The organism is Psychrobacter sp. 1Y6, assembly GCF_052258385.2.
Taxonomy (GTDB): domain Bacteria; phylum Pseudomonadota; class Gammaproteobacteria; order Pseudomonadales; family Moraxellaceae; genus Psychrobacter.
In genome coordinates this window covers 1-18096 of sequence record NZ_JBQQEW020000002.1, presented here as the reverse complement: position 1 = coordinate 18096, position 18096 = coordinate 1, and the positions used below count along the sequence as shown (strand labels likewise).

The window sequence follows — 18096 nt, the reverse complement described above, 5'->3', positions numbered from 1 at the left end:
CACGAATTTAGTATACTTTTATTTATCAAAATACACTAAGACCTTTCTATACGGATAGCGTTATGATCGAAAGTTTCCAAGTAAAAAATATTGCTACCTACAATGAGTCAGGCATTAGTTGTAATGATTTAGGTAAGATTAACTTTATATATGGAACCAATGGAAGTGGAAAAACCACTCTTTCTAATCTATTAAGAACTCGTTCTCCCAACTGTACAATAAGATGGTTGTCAGATAGACCCCTTGATATTCATGTTTATAATAAGGATTTTAAAGAGAAAAATATACTCAATAATGCCAGCTTGAACGGGGTGTTTACAATTGGTGAGGACGATATAGATAACGAAAAATTGATCTTAAAAAAACAAAATGAAGTTGAAGGTTTAGAAAAAGTAAGTTTCGGACTAGGAAAAAGCTTAGCAGATAAGAAAAAAGACTTACTAGATTTAAAGAAAGAGGTCGTTGATGCTGTCTGGTTTGATAGCGGAGAGTTGAGAAAAAATGCTTTAAAAAGCCCACTATCGGGATATCTTGGGAAGAAAGAGGATTTTTTTGCGAAAAGTTTGATCGAATTGGGTGGCACAGCAGCACTCCTAGATTTGAAGGAATTAGAAGAACAGTCAGAGACTCTTTATGGCAAGGCTCCTTCGTCTTTGCCAAAGATTATAAGCCCTTCATCAGGGCTAGATCAGGTAGAGAACAATGATATTTGGAAAGAGATCATTGTAGGAAAAGGTGACATTAACATATCAGCACTGATAGAAAGTTTGAATATCAGCTCTTGGGTACGTGAAGGATCGACCTATCTCCAAGATAATGTGGAAACATGTCCATTCTGTCAAAAGGACACAATAGACCATAATTTCAGAGAAGATATTCACAGTTATTTTGATAACAACTACACAATCAAAGAAAATCTATTAAAGTCTTTGCAAAATGCATATACCAGCTACTCAGATAAGTTGCTCAATTCATTCCAACAGATAGCCGACGCTCACAAAGTTAAAACCTCCTATGCTTTCGATTCGGTTTCGTTTGAACGGTTTATGGCTCAACTTAGAACTAAAATCCAATTAAATATAAACCTTATAGCTAGCAAGTTAGAGAAACCTAACAGGGTTATCGACATAGATGTCACTATGACTGAAATCGGGCAACTACAGAAAATTATTAATGAAGCAAATAGCCTGATTGATAAACAAAATGCATTGGTTTCAAGATTAGGTGCTTCAAAAGCAGAACTAGTAAGAAATTCTTGGCGATACATAGCTGAACTAAATAAGGATAATCTAAAGAAATATAATAGGGAGAGTAAAAATGCTAATAGTGCTATTAGGAGTATTAATGAGCGTCTAGCGACGACGGAAGCTAACATTAAGAAAATAAATAGAGAGATAGCACAACTATCTCAGAAAAAGACGAATACTAAAAAAACAATTGATGATATAAACAGCTCTTTGAGTTACTTCGGGTTTACGGGATTTTCTATAGTGGAAAGTCCAGATAGTAACAAACACTATCAATTAAAGAGAAATGATGGTTCTATTGCTAATGAAACGTTGAGTGAAGGTGAAGTTTCTTTTATAACTTTTCTTTATTTTTATCATCTTTGCAAAGGTGGATCGACAGAAAGTACGATAAATTCAAACCGAGTGATCGTTATTGATGACCCTATATCAAGCTTAGATAGTAACATCCTATTTGTTGTTAGTAGCTTAGTAAAAGATATCATTTACGATATAAACAATGATAGCAACCACAAGATAAAACAACTAATAGTCCTGACTCATAATGTATATTTTCATAAAGAAATTTCCTATACAAGTAACAAACTAAAAGCCAGCTGTAGAGCTAACTTCTGGAATCTTAGAAAAGTTGGAAATGTTACGAGCATAAAAAACTATTATAATAAAAACCCTATAAAAAGCTCTTATGAGCTTTTATGGCAAGAGTTAAGAGAAGATTCAACGTCTCAAACAACACTTCAAAATTCTATGCGACGTATCATTGAAAATTATTTCAAGATCCTTGGAGGGATTGAGGATAATGACATTTTGGCATGCTTCTCATGTACTCACGAGCAATTGATTTGTAGATCTCTTATATGTTGGGTTAATGATGGATCTCACTGTATACCAGACGACTTGTACGTTGATGACCAAAGCTCAACTATAGATGAATACAAACGCATATTTAAAGATATCTTCAAGCATACTAACCATCTTGCACATTATGAAATGATGGTAAGAGAAAAATGAATTTGAGTATTTGAGTATTTGAGTATTTGAGTATTTGAGTATTTGAGTATTTGAGTATTTGAGTATTTGAGTATTTGAGTATTTGAGTATTTGAGTATTTGAGTATTTGAGTATTTGAGTATTTGAGTATTTGAGTATTTGAGTATTTGAGTATTTGAGTATTTGAGTATTTGAGTATTTGAGTATTTGAGTATTTGAGTATTTGAGTATTTGAGTATTTGAGTATTTGAGTATTTGAGTATTTGAGTATTTGAGTATTTGAGTATTTGAGTATTTGAGTATTTGAGTATTTGAGTATTTGAGTATTTGAGTATTTGAGTATTTGAGTATTTGAGTATTTGAGTATTTGAGTATTTGAGTATTTGAGTATTTGAGTATTTGAGTATTTGAGTATTTGAGTATTTGAGTATTTGAGTATTTGAGTATTTGAGTATTTGAGTATTTGAGTATTTGAGTATTTGAGTATCATTCCGTTTCTTTAGCTACAACAACTATCAGTTGACGCGAGCACTTAGCCGTAATTTGTATTTCAGAATAGCTATGCCCAAATTTTAGGAGACTAGCGATAATCTTACGCTTCCCGGTATCTTTCCTACGTCCTGAGTATTTACCCTCTGTCTTAACACGAGCAATACCTTGCATCTGACGGTTACGCCGATCTTTATAGTTCTTTCTAGCAATATCAACGAAAATATCAAGCACCATTGAGGTGATGGCTTGCAATACGCTAGTCATAAACTCAGTATTGTTTGCAGGCTACAAGGCCATATATGAAGTCGGCAGCTCTTTTGATACTACCGCTAGCTTTTTCCCAGACAGTATTTTTTAAGATGTCCCAGTCATACTGATTTAAAAGTGCTAAGCGGTCTACCATTAGTCTATACCCAAAACATAAAACTTCTAAACGATAACCTATCTATCATTTGACTTTTATTTGATATTAAATGATAGTAATATCTTGCTATTATCAATGAACATCAATTATTAAGTCTAACTGATACAAAGAGGTATTATGACCGTTCGTATTTATGTGAGAGCCAGCACTAAGGATCAAGACGCTACTAGAGCATTAATAGATTTGGTTGCCTTCAGTAGCCGCTATGGTGATAGCTATGTTGATTACGTTGAGCACTTCAGTGGTACAAAGCTCGATAGACCAATCTTAGCTAAGTTGCTAAAGGACGCCGAGCAAGGCGATATTTTATTGGTTGAAAGCGTGGATAGATTAAGCAGACTATCTCAAGATGATTTTTCGATTCTAAAGCAGCGTATTAAAGATAAGGGCTTACGATTGGTGGTGGCTGATCTACCAACCACACATACGATGAGTGACGGTATGACAGGTGAGATCCTAAAAGTGATTAACGATATGCTGATCGATTTATTAGCGACCATGGCAAAGCTTGATAATGACAAGCGTAGAGAGCGCATTAAACAAGGATTGGCCAACAGTGGCTATAAACCCACTGGTAAGAAAGCCAATACCGCAAAACACAATCGTATTAAAGCATTGGCTAGTCAAAACAATATGACAAAAGAAGAGATCGCTAAGGCGGTTGGTGTTGGCGTAGCTACCGTTTATCGTGTCTTAAAGCAGGTCAATAGCTGAGGTATTTTAAATATCGACTCAACGTGACCTTTGGTCTTGATTTAAAGGCATCGCAACGTCATAAGAAAATCGTTTTAATGCAATAAGGCTTTATAATAATCATTATATTGCATTCATAATTGTTTTTGCGCAAAATGGCTTATCTATAATCGCTTGAGCCACTCATGATGAATACCCCTATCTCAGATCCTATTGGCGCAGCATGGCTTGTCCGTTATGCCAGCATAGAGCTGGTTTCGCCTTTATATGTCAGCAGTAGTATCGGTGGGCGCAGACAAACCTATAAAGACGGTGACGTCATTCATAACGCTTATCAGGAAACCGCACGTCCACTGGACACTATCATTGCGCACTTACAGTTTCACATGCGTCATGAAGTACTGAATTTAGAGTTACTGGTTCGTCTATTTGAGCAGATAGGGGCAAATGACGTGCAAGCATGGGTAAACGCTGAGCCGACAGGCAGCTATGCCCGTAGAATGGCTTTCTTGTATGAGTGGCTCATGGATAAGCATTTAGAGGTACCGAGTAATATAGGCGGTAACTATGTGGATGCTTTGGATACCAAGAAGTTGGTTACTTCAAGTCCTTCGCAGGTCATCAAGAACGCTCGCTGGCGTATCAATGACAATCTAGCAGGAACCCGTCATTTCTGTCCGATGCTGGTAAAAACAGAGGCCTTTACGCAAGCAGCTGCACTCGATATTGCCACAATGGTTGACAAACTTAACGATGAATTTGGGCAAGACTTACTGATGCGCGCCTCCGTATGGATGACCCTACGAGAGAGTAAAGCCAGCTTTACTATAGAAGGTGAGGGAAAAGAGTTAAAACGCATTGAACGTTTTGCCGATGTGATGGCACGGCGTACCGGCACCGGTGACATTCCGCTTGATCCTGAATCACTAGCAGAGTTGCAACAAGAGATACTCGGTAGCAAAACGGTTATCCAGCAGTATGGTGTCCGTCAATCACCAGTTTTTGTGTCGCATACTCAGGTCAATGGCTTTAAAGAAATTGTGCATTATATTGCTCCACCAGCTGATGACATTGCTGATAAGTTAGAAGGATTACAGGTATTTATGGAAAAGACTGAGGGACAATCAGCACTGATGCGTAGTGCGGTTGCCTCCTTTGCCTTTGTATATATTCATCCGCTGGCGGATGGCAATGGCCGTGTACATCGCTTTTTAATTAATGACGTCCTCAGGCGAGACCAGGTCATTCATGAGCCGATTATCCTACCTATATCACAAGCCATTGCCGAGCATCCCTCAGACCGGCATGCCTATGATAAGATTTTAGACCGTGTCTCTGTGCCGCTCATGAAGCAAATCCGTGATCATTACAGCTTTGATAAACAGGCAGTTACCTACCCTGATGGTATTCGCTCAAACTTAAATTTTGGAAATACTCACCTGATTCAACCTGCATGGCGCTTCATGGATCTAACGCCTCACGTTCAGTACTTATCAGGACTGATTGCTCATGTTATTGAAAAAGAGATGCATAACGAGTCACAGTACCTAAGAAAGCATGACCATGCACGACTGGCGATAAAAGAGATTGTTGAGATGCCCAACAGCTATGCCGATAGAATCATTCGCAGCATGCTACAAAATAAGGGTGCTAAAAGTAATAAGCTACTGAAGGATTATCCGTTTTTGGCAAATGATGAGGTTTGGGACGATATTTTCTCTATCGTTGTAGAGACCTTTAAAGATGAAGCAGATGGTTTGAATAGTTAGACGAACCCTGCTATACGCAGGAAAGTCTGCCTTGATAATCAAGCTCAAGCTAGTCTCAATATTATCGTTCCAATGATGATTCGTTTGTAAAACGATTCGGCGAAAATACCGTAGCCTGAAAAGTAATCAATATTTTTCTTGACCCTATTCAAGCTAATAAACTACTAAAAATAGAATATGTTAAAGGAACTTTGATAACAGATTACTTTTGTTTGACAAGAATTATTACAGCTCCTAAAATTTGAGTATTTGAGTATTTGAGTATTTGAGTATTTGTTTAGCTATAACAGCTATCAGCTGACGCGAACACTTAGCTGTAGCTTGTATTTCAGAATAGCTATGCCCAGATTTTAGGAGGCTAGCAATAATCTTACGCTTTTCGGTATCTTTCCTACGCCCTAAATATTTACCTTCTGTCTTAGCATGAGCAATACCTTGCACCTGACGGTTATGTCGATCTTTATAGTCCTTTCTAGCAATAGCAGCGAGCATATCAAGCATCATCGAATTAATGGACTGTAATACGCTGCTCATAAATTCAGTGCTGCTCTCAGATTGAGGCGTCATATATGAGGTCGGTAGCTCTTTTGATACTACCCCAGATTCTTTTCTAATAGCATTCTTTTGAGAGTATCCCAATCAGCTTGGTTTAAACGTGCTAAGCGGTCAATCTGCTCTACCAAAATTATATCGCCTTCATAGGCATCATCGATCACTTACATTAACTGTGGACGTATTAAAGTTGCGCCTGATTCGTTTTCGACATAGAAGGCGGCAATTTTGTGATCATGATCAGTAGCAAACTGTATAAGCTCGTTTTTGGTACGCTTGGCATCTTATTCTTTGGTAGACGCTCGTAGACACGCTCTGATAAACATAAACACGTACAATAGTCTGTTATAAGTAGTTCCATTACAGCAGTCTATTTTAAGTCGTCTATTAATCGGTTTTTGATGCCTTTTAGATGGTTCCCTTGGGGTATACCCTACGATAACAGGAAAGCCATCGCGAATGACAAAACCTGTTTAGCTTTTAAACAAGACGGGTTTGTCGATAGTATGTAAGATAAGTTCGAAAAGTAACTGGAGTGTGAGGCTATTCATACTGGGTCTGAATTAAAGTTTTATTGTGATTAATTTCTGCTCAATGTTATTCATTTGTCGCCATGATGAGTGATGGCGGCTTGTGATTTAGTTAGGAAAAATAATCTTGAGTAATAAGATACGTTTGTGGCATTTGTAGCAGAGCTTGTTCTAGGCTTCTTTACTTACATTTTCCTGCAAGTTCTTTTTTAGTAAATGATCGAATATAAATGGGCCAAAAGGTAAGAGTGAGCCGAGTACGCCCGCAGGTATTGCCCAAAGAGGCATTTTCATTTTGATAGCTGAGCCTATAAGTATTATGATATAGGTAATAAACAACATACCGTGTGCCATACCGATGTATTTCACACCTTCTGGAATGTCCATCATATATTTTAGTGGCATGGCGATGAAGAGCAATAATAAGAAAGAGGTGCCTTCTAGATAGCCTATAAGGGTAAGACTTTTTAACGCTGTCTCTTGTTTTTTTCTAAGGCTGTGAATTTTTTCAATAGTTGGCTGAGCCTGTGACACTGTATTTTCCTTTTGTTATGATCAATAAAGAATTTATGGATTATTCAATGTCTCTATAATAATGGCTCTACGCAGAGCTTTTAAGTATTGAGTTTTAAGACCTAAAATGAGTGAGTACCTATACCAGTCATACATTATCTTCCAGTTCACATTTTATAAACATACTCAAGTATAAAAAGTATGTTTCCGTATAGAGTGACTACGACGCTAGTTCATTTTGTTTGTGATAATCGGCATCAATGTGCTTATTTATTACGCTTACTTTCTAAAAATATCATGTCAATTATAATCAATGCGACACCGACACAGACACCTATATCTGCAACATTGAAAATAGGATAATTCCATACATCAGCATAATGCACATGGATAAAGTCAACCACTTTACCAATTCTTAAACGATCGATTAAGTTGCCAATCGCACCACCAAGCATTAAGGCCAACCCCATAGATAATAGCTTGGCTGCACGTGGCGCTTTGATTAAATAAACCGTTAAAAAGATAGCCATTACAAAAGCTGAGCCTGAGAAAAACCATTTCTGCCAACCGCCAGCGTCGGCTAAAAAGCTAAATGCTGCCCCATAGTTATAAGCGAGTGTCCAGTTGAGAAATGGTTCAATGACCGGTACGGGGTCATTGAACGCTAATGTGGTTTGGGCCAACCACTTAGTCCATTGATCAAGTATTAATACCATTATCGCCAACAAATACCAGATAAAAGCGCGACTGCCATTGGCAACCATTTTTGGCATTTTGTCCAACTTACCTTTAGGTGTTATTGAGTTGCCTGAAGTCACGTACATAGCTTTAGGCGTATGATTCATGGTTTTAGAGTCAATCGATTGATGAGTACTACTCACAGCTATAGGTACTTTATTGTCAGCAATATTAGTACTAGCCGATTCAACGCTATTCAATTTAGTACTATCTAATCTGTCGGTAGATTCAGTCATAGTTGTTTTCTTTATCTATGTTTATACAATGAACAATGTTAAACGTATATGTTTTTGGTATACAATTATTAATCGCGCCACTTTCATAAACGGCTCCACTTACCGCTCTGGTTTTATGAAACTTACGGTAATAATTTTTTATTAGGGAATCTGTTGATTGATTTCAACATTAACCTGAGTCTGTTCAACGCTAATCATTATAGGATTACCCGATAAGTCGCCTGATTCTGCTATGGCATTACCGCTATGACTAATACGAGCAACGACTGCTAACTGAGTTTTGTCACTACGAGCTGAATTTAACGTGCGATCTGGCATCATCGCATCAAGATTACTTAAGCGGATACTAGCCTCACCTTGCTTGATAATACTAATGGGTAAACGTTTGGCGGCAAACGGTGGACCTCCTTTAACGTCACGTATCGCAACAAACAACACATCATCAGCTTTCACTAACGGTAATAAATTAGCGTTAATTTTCACTGTCACGTCAATACCTTCTAGCGCTTGCTTTTCTTGCGTGCTAACGTAGTTGCTTAACTCATCTAAGCTTGCTAAAGCTTTAGTATGATCACCTGGTTTGGCCACAATGCTGCCTTGTAAGCGTTTAATCCAACCTTGCGCTTGGGCAAAGTTACTACTACGAGTCTCACCCATTGCCATGAGCATTTGAGCCCGTTCATGCTGCGGATTCTTAGCTAATATAGCTTGTAATAGACGGCGAATATTGGCGTCTAACTGACCTTCATTAACAAAAAAACTAGTCTGAGCATAAGTAGTAGCAATCTCCTCGTTATCAGGTGCTAAACGATAGGCACGCGATAAGGCTTCTAACGCAGAGTCAGTCGCCTCCATCGATAAGAAAAGTTCAGATAGGCGCATCCAGCGATTAGGATCATCAGCGTTACGATGGACGTTGGTCTGCATAGCGCTAATCAACTGACGACCGTTTTCAGTCGCCCACTTTGGTGGCTTATCAATCTTAGCCGTCAATAGGTCATCAGCCACTTGTCCTACTTTGTCCTCGCTTGTCCACAAATCAAACACGGGCGTACGATTGCCTATTAGTAAGTACGCCATTGCAGCCAATATTGGGATCCAAGCTGCGACAATTAAACGGCTTTTGACATCAGGGGTGACCATAGGTGTTATCTGACGCTGCGCATCTAATAGCTGACGCTCCAGTTCCAGCTTTTGATTTTGATAATGGCTATTATTAATAGTACCGCTGTCTTTATCTGTTTGTAGCTCAGCTAAACGTTCGCGAAATACTGCAACATTAATATCTAGCAGTTGATTGTCTATTGGTTTGGACTGCAAACGCGGTGCTCGTAGCCATGGCATAATAGCAATTAGCGCAAATATAAGAGCAATCAGCAAGCTTAGAGCTACAAATAAGCCAAAAGTAGAAAATAGAGTCATTTTTTGTCCTCTATGCTAGTAATATCGTGGTCGACATTCTCAGCTTGCGATAATAGACGATCAAGCTCAGCCTTTTCCGCAGAGGTCAAGGCAGCAGTACTGTTCACTGTAACGCCGTTTTGGCCACGGGCGACAACTTGGCGGCGTTTACTTTGCCAAAACCAACCAACAATTAAGACGAGCAATAATAGTGGTGGAAAAAACCATAGGATCCATGTCGATGGTCGCATAGGCGGCTTGTAGCTAATAAAGTCACCGTAGCGCTCTTGCATATAGGCGCGTATTTCAGCATCACTACGTCTATCTTTAATTAAATCATAGACTTTTTGCTTTAGATCCTGTGCAATCGGTGCATCAGAGGCTGCAAGGTTTTGATTTTGGCATTTTGGGCAGCGAAACTCTTCTATTAATCCACGATACTGAGCTTCTTGCTGTGGTGAATCAAAATCGTATACGTCAATAGCTGCGTTTGCCGTCATGTTAAGCAGACACGCTAGTATTAAGCTTGCTAGTTTTAAAATTATATTGAGTTTTATTTGAGGAGCTCTTATTCGAGTAACGTTCATTTGCACATCTCCTCAACCTGAATGAGATCAGGACTATCGTTGTTCTTATTAGCCTCATTAAGTACGGTCAGGCACGGCTTAACACGCTGTTGCCAATTGGCTTCATTAATCTCACCAACAATATGCTGACGAATGATGCCATCTCCATCCACAACAAAGGTTTCGGGCGCACCAGTTATGCCTAAGTCTAGAGCAAACTGACCCAATGAATCCTGAATAGACATAGAAAATGGATCACCGCCTTGGTTTAAGTAACTGAGCGCATTACCAATCTCATCCTTATAATTCACACCAACGATATCAATGCCGCGCTCTTCTAGTTGCATTAAAAACGGATGCTCAATAATGCAAGTTGGGCACCACGAGCCCCAAACATTAAGTAAAAACGGCTTATCTGGCAAATTATTATTGGTGATAGTACGGGTAGTATCTGCTAATAACGGCAGCTCAAAGGCAGGAACCGGACGCTCAAGAGCGGTATTGGTCACAATGTCTGTTGGTTTACCTAAGCGCATGTACAATATAACTACCAAACCAAAAAAGAGGATAAGCGGAATTAAGAACCATAGCTTCATCTGCTTTTTTTTCATTGCCTTTGGGTTACGCTGCTTACTGTTTTGGCTATCTTTTTGCTCAGGAGTGTTATTCGACATAGTCATTTATTTCTCCTTTAGTGTCGACATCGTCGATGCTGAGATTGCCTGCTCAATAGCTACCTCATTGACTCCATCAGTAGCCAAACTACCAGTAACTAGCAACGGAGCTTTAACTTTTTTGATGCGGTATCGTTTATCAAGCATACTAATTAATCCACCTAGAGCCATGATAATTGCCCCTAACCAAATCCAGCGAATTAATGGTTTTACATAAATCCTTAATGCCCATTGGTTACTACCATCGGCAATAGGTTCGCCCAGTGCGACATAAACATCGCGCATAAGACTGGGGTCAATAGCGGCTTCAGTCGTTGGCATCGTGCTGATAATATAAGTACGCTTTTCTGGAGTCAGTTTCGCCACTTCACGACCGTCTTTGGATACCACGACTTGCGCTTGCGTTGCATCAAAGTTACTACCCTTTATTTCAAAAAATTCAGTTACTTCAAAATCGTAACCTTGAACATTGACTGTATCGCCAATACCCATTGCTACGTCACGCTCAATACTCAGGCTACTAGTAAAGGCTATGCCAATGACAGCAACCAATACGCCAATATGAGCAGTCTGTTGACCCCAATAGCTCAGACGCAACTGCCGCAAACCGTTAAAAAGATTAGGCGCATTCTTAGTTTTATCTTTAAAATCAACTGCCATCCATAGCAGTGCCCAAAAGCTAACGGCTAAAGTCACACCAATATTAAGCATAGACGATGGATTAACAAAGTAAGTAATAATGGCAGCTAATACTAAGCTACTAACGGCGATGACCATGCCTATACCCAGTAGTGGACGGGTGTCTTTTTTCCAGCGAATATTTGAGCCCATACCCATAGCTATTAATAACAGCCACGTTAAAGGTACAAATAATGCATTAAAATAAGGAGGGCCAACGGACACTTGTCCTAAACCAAAGGCATCAGCGATAATAGGGTAAAGGGTGCCGAGCAGCACCACTAAGGTTGCAATCAAAATGATGGCGTTGTTGATCACTAAAAAGGACTCACGTGAAATCAGCTGATATTGACTTTCAACGGTTAAACGCCAACCTCGAACGGCAAACATTAATAGACCACTACCGATGATAATGCCAAGAATAGCTAAGATAACCAAACCACGCGTCGGATCAGCGGCAAACGAATGCACTGAGGTAAGGACTCCAGAGCGTACCAGGAACGTGCCAAGCAAGCTTAAGGCAAAGGCGAAAATAGCCAGCATAATGGTCCATGCTTTAAACACCCCGCGCTTTTCAGTGACTGCTAATGAATGCAGCAATGCTAAGCCGACAAGCCAAGGCATAAACGAGGCATTCTCTACCGGATCCCAAAACCACCAACCGCCCCAGCCAAGCTCGTAGTAGGCCCACCACGAGCCCAGTGCAATACCAATGGTCAAAAACCCCCAAGCCGCGAGCGCCCATGGACGTGACCAGCGTGTCCAAGCAGCATCTAAACGCCCTTCCCACAATGCCGCCATACAAAATGCAAAAGGTACTACCATACCCACATAGCCCATATATAACATGGGCGGATGAATAATCAGACCGAAATCTTGTAGGACAGGATTTAAATCAGCGCCATCGACCGCTAGATTGGGTAAGGTACGCTCAAACGGTGACGAGGTAAATATCAGCATCGTTAGCATCATTAACTGTACACCGGCCAAAATAACTAATACCCGCGCACGCATTGATAACGGCAAGCCGCGACTAAAGTATGATACCAGTGCACACCATGTGGCCATGATGGTCATCCATAGCAGCAAAGAGCCCTCGTGTCCGCCCCATGTCGCCGATAACTTATAGTACCAGGGCAACAGCGTATTGGAATGCTGCGCGACGTAACTGAGGCTAAAATCATTATAATAAAAACCTGCTATCAAAGCGCCAAATGACGTTATCATGGCGGCAAACTGTGCCCAAGCTAAGCTAGGGGCTAGTCGTTGCCAAGCAACTTGGTTATGAATAACACCAATAGTTGGCAGAATTACCTGCAATAACGCCAATACAAAAGCGGTAAGCAAGGCAAAATAGCCCAATTCTGTAATCAACATACGGTCTAACCTTATTTACTCTAATGCGGTTGCAGTTTACTGTGGCGGTGGAATTTTTATTATTAGAACCCACCCCCGAAATCTGCTGCTATCTCTAGTTTTTAATTGATTTCGAAGGGTTTTATTTAACTACTTTAGGCGGATTTACCAGTGGAGGCGCTCCCTTAAAGCGCAGTAAACGTAACGCATTAAGAGTAACGAGCACTGTTGCTCCAGCATCAGCTAGAACCGCAATCCATAGTCCAGTAATGCCGAATACGGTCGTGATCAGAAAGACGCCTTTGAGACCCAAAGCGAAAATGACGTTCTGATGAATGTTGCGCATGGTGGCACGTGAAAGTGCGATGAGATGAGCCATATCCGTAACACGACTTTTTAATAATGCGATATCGGCCGTCTCAATGGCCACATCGGTACCACCACCCATCGCGATGCCAACATCGGCAGTTGCTAGCGCTGGCGCATCGTTAATACCATCACCAACCATCGCTATTTTGCGGTTGTTCTTCATCTCGTTAAGCAGGCGCAGTTTGTCCTCAGGCAACAGCTCAGCTTCCCATTCCACGTCTAAATTACTGGCAAGTGCTTGAGCGGTTAAGCGGTTGTCGCCTGTTAGCATGACGGAGCGCACACCCATCGCTTTGAGCTGAGCCACACCTTCATGAGCGTCGTCTCGTAATTCGTCTCTTAGCGCGATTAATCCAAGCACTTCACGGTTTTGCTCATCGAAAAGAACAGAGACGGTCTTACCCTCATTTTGCAGCGCCTCAATTTGCGCCTGTTGTGTGGATGAAATCAATGCCTCATCGGCTGCGTAAACAGGCGAACCGATAGCTAGCGCGCGCTCCGCGACAGTTGCGTGTACCGCTTTACCGGCAGTTGCAGAAGCATTGAAGGCCACAGGTATAACAACTTTAGCGGCTTCAGCATGGCTGACAATGGCTTCAGCAAGTGGGTGACTAGAACCAGTCTCCACACTGGCAAAAAGTGCCAATATCTCATCTTGACCTTGAGAATTCTGACCTTGAATACTTGAGTCCTCTTGTGTAAAGGCAACAACATCGGTCACGCGTGGTTTGCCTTCAGTTAAAGTGCCTGTCTTGTCAAAAGCGACCGTCTTCACTTGGCCGATAGTTTCTAAAGCACTACCGCCTTTGATCAGCAAGCCACGGCGCGCACCAACAGCAAGACCAGAGGCGATGGCAGCGGGTGTTGATAGTACAAGAGCACAGGGACAGGCAATCAGCAACAGTGCTAGACCGCGATACAACCAAGTCGACCAATCTCCACCCATGGCTAACGGTGGAATGATAATAATTAGTGCGGCAATAGCCATCACTGCCGGTGTGTAATAGCGACTGAATTTCTCAATAAAACGGGCAGTGGGTGCTTTGGAGGCTTGGGCTTGCTCTACCAGCTCAATAATGCGCGAAATGGTGTTATCGGCGGCTGTCTTTTCTACGCGCACTTGGAGCACACCATCGATGTTAATTGACCCTGCAAATACATTGTCACCCATCGTCTTGGCAACAGGAACAGACTCTCCCGTCACGGGCGAATCATCAAGGCTGGACGCACCTTGAACAATGGAACCATCAGCAGATACCCTATCTCCAGGACGCACCAGCACAAGGTCATTCACTTGTAATGAAGTCGCTGGAACGTTACGCTGCCCACCTTGAGCATCAAGTAAAATTGCACTTTTCGGAACCAGCGATGATAAGGCTCTGATGCCAGCGCGAGCGCGATCAGCAGCGATACTCTCAAACAGTTCACCGATTGAGAACAAAAAGACAACCGCTGCGGCCTCTTCAGCTTCACCAATGATAAGTGCGCCAAGCACGGCGACGGACATCAGCGTTTCAATTGAAAAGAATGAACCTGTTTTAGCCAGTGCTAAGGCTTTGCGCGCAAATGGAAAAACGCCTACAATCACAGCGATGGCAAACACCCATATCCCATAAGCGGGCAACAGTAGTGACAGTGCATAAGCGCTGCCCATCAAAATACCGAGGCCAACAACCTGTTTGCCTTTTTGAGTTTGCCACCATTGCTTATCCTGCGGAGCCATCTGATTGTCGCTGTCAATATCAATAGCCGATACAGTTTGTTGACCAGTATTGGCAGAGATGCCGAACCCTAGGCTTTTGATTGTTTTTTCGATATCACTAGCCTGAGTCGGCGCACCAGGGGCTAAATTTAGCTCTAGCGTTTCTGTAGCGAAATTCAGCTGAACATCAGAAACCCCAGGCATACGTTTCAAAGCTGTTTCAATCTTGCCGATGCAACTGGCACAGTCCATACCTTCAATATGATATTTCATAATAATTTACCCTTTGAATAATGATATTATGAACCCTATAGTGGCTTTAGAGTCAAGGTTATTTATCTACAGTTTCGTAATTTTAATTTCTCTAGCGCTAGTCTTTACAGCCACTTTAATTATTTAAATCATAGAGGTTGTTATGACAATCAAAATTGGTGAGCTCGCTAAACGCACAGGTGCCACAGTAGAAACCATTCGCTATTATGAAAAAGAGCGTTTATTACCCGAGCCTTTTCGTAGCGAAGGGAATTATCGTTTATATAATGAAGAGCACATTGAGCGTCTACAATTTATCCTACATTGCCGTACGCTCGATATGGCTTTAGATGATGTGCGAATCTTACTTGAATACTGGGAGTCGCCTGACAAGGACTGCGGCGATGTGAATAACTTGCTAGATGAGCACATTCATGCTGTGGAAATACGAATGGAAGAACTGATGCACTTAAAGCATCACTTGACCGTTTTGCGCCAGAAATGTGCAAGTAGTGCACCAGCGTCATCATGTGGCATTTTAAACGCGCTTGTCGATAACTCCTGTCATGAGTAATGATATCAGTAGTGTTCATTTCTGACGGATCAAATCATGAAAGGTTAAATACGCCCTGATGTTAAGCACAAAAAAACCCAGCAATGATATTAAGATCACTACTGGGTTGGAGGAAATAACAACTATGTTGTGCTGACTTAGAAAGTCTTATTTATCATTCATAGCAAGGTAGATATTACGATCTGATGCGGATGCGTCATCCACGTATTTTGAATCGCGCCATGTCGTATAAGCATAGACACCACTGTATGGGCTGATGCTGTTCTGACGGAAATCAGAAATCCAATTTTCGCCATCAAATATTTGGATATGGCCATGCGGGCGCTTTGATGAGCGATCATAGACAATAACATCACCTACTTGGGTTGGCATATCATTACTGATTTTGCTAAAACCTGCTTTATCAAGCGTGCCACGAGTGGCGTACTGATAGGCTGAAGGATTGGGTGTAAATTCATAACCAGCTGATTGTAGTGCTTTACGTACGTAACGGGCACAATATCCAGAGCTGCCAGATAAAGCCACTTTTGAGGCGCGAGCAGCAGCGATAGCGGGGGCTGAATTGCTGTCAGGAACCTTATTGACTTGCTGCTGTTGTTTTTCAGCGTATAAGCGGCTGTTTAATGATGAAAGCTGATTCTCTTTTTGCTTGGCCTGCGCACTTAGGTTGCTAATTGCTTGACTAATTTCATCATTATTAGAAACATAAGCACCACTTTTGGTGCTATAGATGTTTTTTGATGAACCGTAGTTTGATGCCACAGAAGTATTGGTGATGGTATTATTTGTTTGAGAGATTGTGATAGCAGCACCACTCGTTTGTGCTATGCCCATACCCAGTACTGACAAAATCAATAAAGCCTGTTTCATAAATCTAATACCTACGGTTAATTCAAAATCGTCTGTTATCAACAACAGCGCAGTCAATTAAATCTCAATAACTCAAGTATATATATGTCATAGTGACTGATACTTCTGCTGCATATTATTCATATAAAAAATGATTATTGGCGATCACAGCTCATTGAAGTCTTACGAAGCTGTTACAAATCAAGCTGCTGACCAAAACACAAAGCCGACTTTAGCATAGGCTGTTTAGCCTGTCATCCCCCTTAAAAACCCCAAAAATACTTTTTTGATGTCGAAAAAATTGCTAATATCCCACATTTTACAATGTAAGTTTGTGTAACATGTACAGAATATAGCTGACTAGATTGACCACAATTTCTACTGTTTTATAAGCAAAAAAACGTCTGAGGGTTAAATCTATAATTTAGATTTAACCCTCAGACGTTTTTCTATTGGATGAAGTAATTACCCTATATAGGGTCTAACTAATTATTAAGATAATATAATAATTTATAATATTAATATAGATGTTAATTCCCTACTGGCTTATGTAATATTACGTAATTGTTTCGATACATCCTGTATATTCTTGTATTAACCCTTAGTTATTTATCTATTTTAAGGGTTAATAACCGATAAATCCGCTTACATTGTCATCAAAAGTTACAAATTCAAAGTTATTTTTAATTTTAAAGTCGCAATAGCTAATGAATTTTTTGATGAAGAATCATTTTATAAGCAATAGAACAGTCTTATACTTGCTTCATTCGCTTTTAACGCTAACACTATAATCAAAGTATTCTTAACTGCTAACACACTATAATTGCTGCTCTACCGATTCAATATCAGCATAAACTTGGGTCGTCCCGTCTTTATTGAGTTGCATAACCTGATAGGGCATGAATTTATTTTGATACTCCATACCCGGGCTACCAACAGGCATGCCAGGTACGGCAAGACCCATAGCTTGTACTGGCGGATTTTCTAAAAACTGCGCCATATATTTAGCGGGTACATGACCTTCAAAGACGTAACCATCAGTAGTGACTACAGTATGGCAAGAACGCATTTCATTTGGAACGCTGTAGCGCTCTTTAAATACGGCTAAGTCCGCAACATCTTGCGCGGTTGCACTTAGACCATTATCTTCTGCATGACTTATCCATTCTTTACAGCAGCCGCAATTGGCATCTTTATAGACAGTGGCTGATACGTTTTTTAGTAGGTCTGGTTTACTTACTGATGTCATCATAGGAGTATTTATAACGTTTGGTTCAGCTGTCTTCGGAACAGTCACTACATCTTCAGTTGATGCCGATGTTGTGCTTGCATCAGATACGCCACTACTCGGTTGGCTACAAGCAAATAGTGATGAGGCGGCAAGTAATACTAACGTACTACGCAACCCCTTAGACAGATAACGATTGAATATAAGACTGGATTTTATTTTTAAGGGGGTCATAGTGCTCTCTCATGTACTGTAGATATTGT

Annotated in this window: 15 protein-coding genes; 4 read left to right on the top strand and 11 right to left on the bottom strand. The window is 40.7% G+C overall.

What is annotated here, in order from left to right; translation table 11 throughout:
* Nucleotides 1-62: 62 nt before the first annotated feature.
* The gene (locus ACTXGF_RS27090) at nt 63-2258 is read left to right on the top strand and encodes an AAA family ATPase (RefSeq protein ID WP_057758768.1); all 2196 of its coding nucleotides are present in this window, start codon (nt 63-65) and stop codon (nt 2256-2258) included.
* 465 nt (nt 2259-2723) lie between these two features.
* Here ACTXGF_RS27090 and ACTXGF_RS27085 read toward each other — a convergent pair whose 3' ends face one another.
* Nucleotides 2724-2993, bottom strand: a complete 270-nt coding sequence (locus ACTXGF_RS27085; RefSeq protein WP_443535576.1) for a recombinase family protein — start codon at nt 2991-2993, stop codon at nt 2724-2726.
* Nucleotides 2994-3270: 277 nt separating this feature from the next.
* Here ACTXGF_RS27085 and ACTXGF_RS27080 point away from each other — a divergent pair, with 277 nt between their 5' ends.
* A complete protein-coding gene (locus tag ACTXGF_RS27080; protein WP_114701980.1) occupies nt 3271-3867 on the top strand; it encodes a recombinase family protein in 597 nt (198 codons plus the stop codon).
* A gap of 164 nt (nt 3868-4031) precedes the next feature.
* Nucleotides 4032-5615 (top strand): Fic family protein, encoded by a 1584-nt coding sequence (locus ACTXGF_RS27075; RefSeq protein ID WP_114701979.1) that lies wholly within the window; start codon nt 4032-4034, stop codon nt 5613-5615.
* A 234-nt stretch (nt 5616-5849) separates the two neighbouring features.
* Here ACTXGF_RS27075 and ACTXGF_RS27070 read toward each other — a convergent pair whose 3' ends face one another.
* From ACTXGF_RS27070 to ACTXGF_RS27035, 8 genes are all read right to left on the bottom strand, one after another.
* Nucleotides 5850-6254, bottom strand: a complete 405-nt coding sequence (locus tag ACTXGF_RS27070) for a recombinase family protein (protein WP_522885872.1) — start codon at nt 6252-6254, stop codon at nt 5850-5852.
* 614 nt (nt 6255-6868) lie between these two features.
* Complete coding sequence (locus ACTXGF_RS27065; protein WP_131603940.1) at nt 6869-7201, bottom strand: DUF3817 domain-containing protein; 333 nt, start codon at nt 7199-7201, stop codon at nt 6869-6871.
* 275 nt (nt 7202-7476) lie between these two features.
* A complete protein-coding gene (lspA, locus tag ACTXGF_RS27060; RefSeq protein WP_443535578.1) occupies nt 7477-8184 on the bottom strand; it encodes a signal peptidase II in 708 nt (235 codons plus the stop codon).
* A gap of 141 nt (nt 8185-8325) precedes the next feature.
* Nucleotides 8326-9606, bottom strand: a complete 1281-nt coding sequence (ccmI, locus tag ACTXGF_RS27055; protein WP_114701928.1) for a c-type cytochrome biogenesis protein CcmI — start codon at nt 9604-9606, stop codon at nt 8326-8328.
* Complete coding sequence (locus tag ACTXGF_RS27050; protein ID WP_371532842.1) at nt 9603-10085, bottom strand: cytochrome c-type biogenesis protein; 483 nt, start codon at nt 10083-10085, stop codon at nt 9603-9605. Before ACTXGF_RS27050 ends, ccmI begins: the two co-directional genes overlap by 4 nt.
* Nucleotides 10086-10168: 83 nt before the next feature.
* Complete coding sequence (locus ACTXGF_RS27045) at nt 10169-10762, bottom strand: DsbE family thiol:disulfide interchange protein (protein WP_193004894.1); 594 nt, start codon at nt 10760-10762, stop codon at nt 10169-10171.
* Nucleotides 10763-10831: 69 nt separating this feature from the next.
* On the bottom strand, nt 10832-12880 hold the full coding sequence (locus ACTXGF_RS27040; RefSeq protein WP_114701930.1) for a heme lyase CcmF/NrfE family subunit: 2049 nt from the start codon (nt 12878-12880) through the stop codon (nt 10832-10834).
* 121 nt (nt 12881-13001) lie between these two features.
* Nucleotides 13002-15203: a heavy metal translocating P-type ATPase gene (locus ACTXGF_RS27035; RefSeq protein WP_443535580.1), complete on the bottom strand. Its 2202-nt coding sequence runs from the start codon at nt 15201-15203 to the stop codon at nt 13002-13004.
* A 142-nt stretch (nt 15204-15345) separates the two neighbouring features.
* On the opposite strand from ACTXGF_RS27035, the gene cadR reads away from it, so the two are divergent.
* Nucleotides 15346-15756: a Cd(II)/Pb(II)-responsive transcriptional regulator gene (gene cadR / locus ACTXGF_RS27030; RefSeq protein WP_007394845.1), complete on the top strand. Its 411-nt coding sequence runs from the start codon at nt 15346-15348 to the stop codon at nt 15754-15756.
* Between the two features lie 147 nt (nt 15757-15903).
* On the opposite strand, the gene ACTXGF_RS27025 is transcribed toward cadR, so the two are convergent.
* Both ACTXGF_RS27025 and ACTXGF_RS27020 read right to left on the bottom strand, forming a co-directional pair.
* A complete protein-coding gene (locus ACTXGF_RS27025; RefSeq protein WP_057758750.1) occupies nt 15904-16626 on the bottom strand; it encodes a CHAP domain-containing protein in 723 nt (240 codons plus the stop codon).
* A 796-nt stretch (nt 16627-17422) separates the two neighbouring features.
* Entirely contained in the window at nt 17423-18067 is a 645-nt protein-coding gene (locus ACTXGF_RS27020; protein WP_082787298.1) for a DUF411 domain-containing protein, read from the bottom strand.
* Nucleotides 18068-18096 lie beyond the last annotated feature (29 nt).

Excerpts from the sequence above, each read along its gene's own strand:
- ACTXGF_RS27025 (WP_057758750.1), bottom strand. The coding sequence starts at position 16,626 with ATGAAACAGGCTTTATTGATTTTGTCAGTACTGGGTATGGGCATAGCA.
- ACTXGF_RS27050 (WP_371532842.1), bottom strand. The coding sequence starts at position 10,085 with ATGACGGCAAACGCAGCTATTGACGTATACGATTTTGATTCACCACAG.
- ACTXGF_RS27035 (WP_443535580.1), bottom strand. The coding sequence starts at position 15,203 with ATGAAATATCATATTGAAGGTATGGACTGTGCCAGTTGCATCGGCAAG.
- ACTXGF_RS27020 (WP_082787298.1), bottom strand. The coding sequence starts at position 18,067 with ATGACCCCCTTAAAAATAAAATCCAGTCTTATATTCAATCGTTATCTG.
- lspA (WP_443535578.1), bottom strand. The coding sequence starts at position 8,184 with ATGACTGAATCTACCGACAGATTAGATAGTACTAAATTGAATAGCGTT.
- ACTXGF_RS27090 (WP_057758768.1), top strand. The coding sequence starts at position 63 with ATGATCGAAAGTTTCCAAGTAAAAAATATTGCTACCTACAATGAGTCA.
- cadR (WP_007394845.1), top strand. The coding sequence starts at position 15,346 with ATGACAATCAAAATTGGTGAGCTCGCTAAACGCACAGGTGCCACAGTA.
- ACTXGF_RS27075 (WP_114701979.1), top strand. The coding sequence starts at position 4,032 with ATGATGAATACCCCTATCTCAGATCCTATTGGCGCAGCATGGCTTGTC.
- ACTXGF_RS27040 (WP_114701930.1), bottom strand. The coding sequence starts at position 12,880 with ATGTTGATTACAGAATTGGGCTATTTTGCCTTGCTTACCGCTTTTGTA.
- ACTXGF_RS27080 (WP_114701980.1), top strand. The coding sequence starts at position 3,271 with ATGACCGTTCGTATTTATGTGAGAGCCAGCACTAAGGATCAAGACGCT.
- ccmI (WP_114701928.1), bottom strand. The coding sequence starts at position 9,606 with ATGACTCTATTTTCTACTTTTGGCTTATTTGTAGCTCTAAGCTTGCTG.
- ACTXGF_RS27085 (WP_443535576.1), bottom strand. The coding sequence starts at position 2,993 with ATGACTAGCGTATTGCAAGCCATCACCTCAATGGTGCTTGATATTTTC.
- ACTXGF_RS27045 (WP_193004894.1), bottom strand. The coding sequence starts at position 10,762 with ATGAAAAAAAAGCAGATGAAGCTATGGTTCTTAATTCCGCTTATCCTC.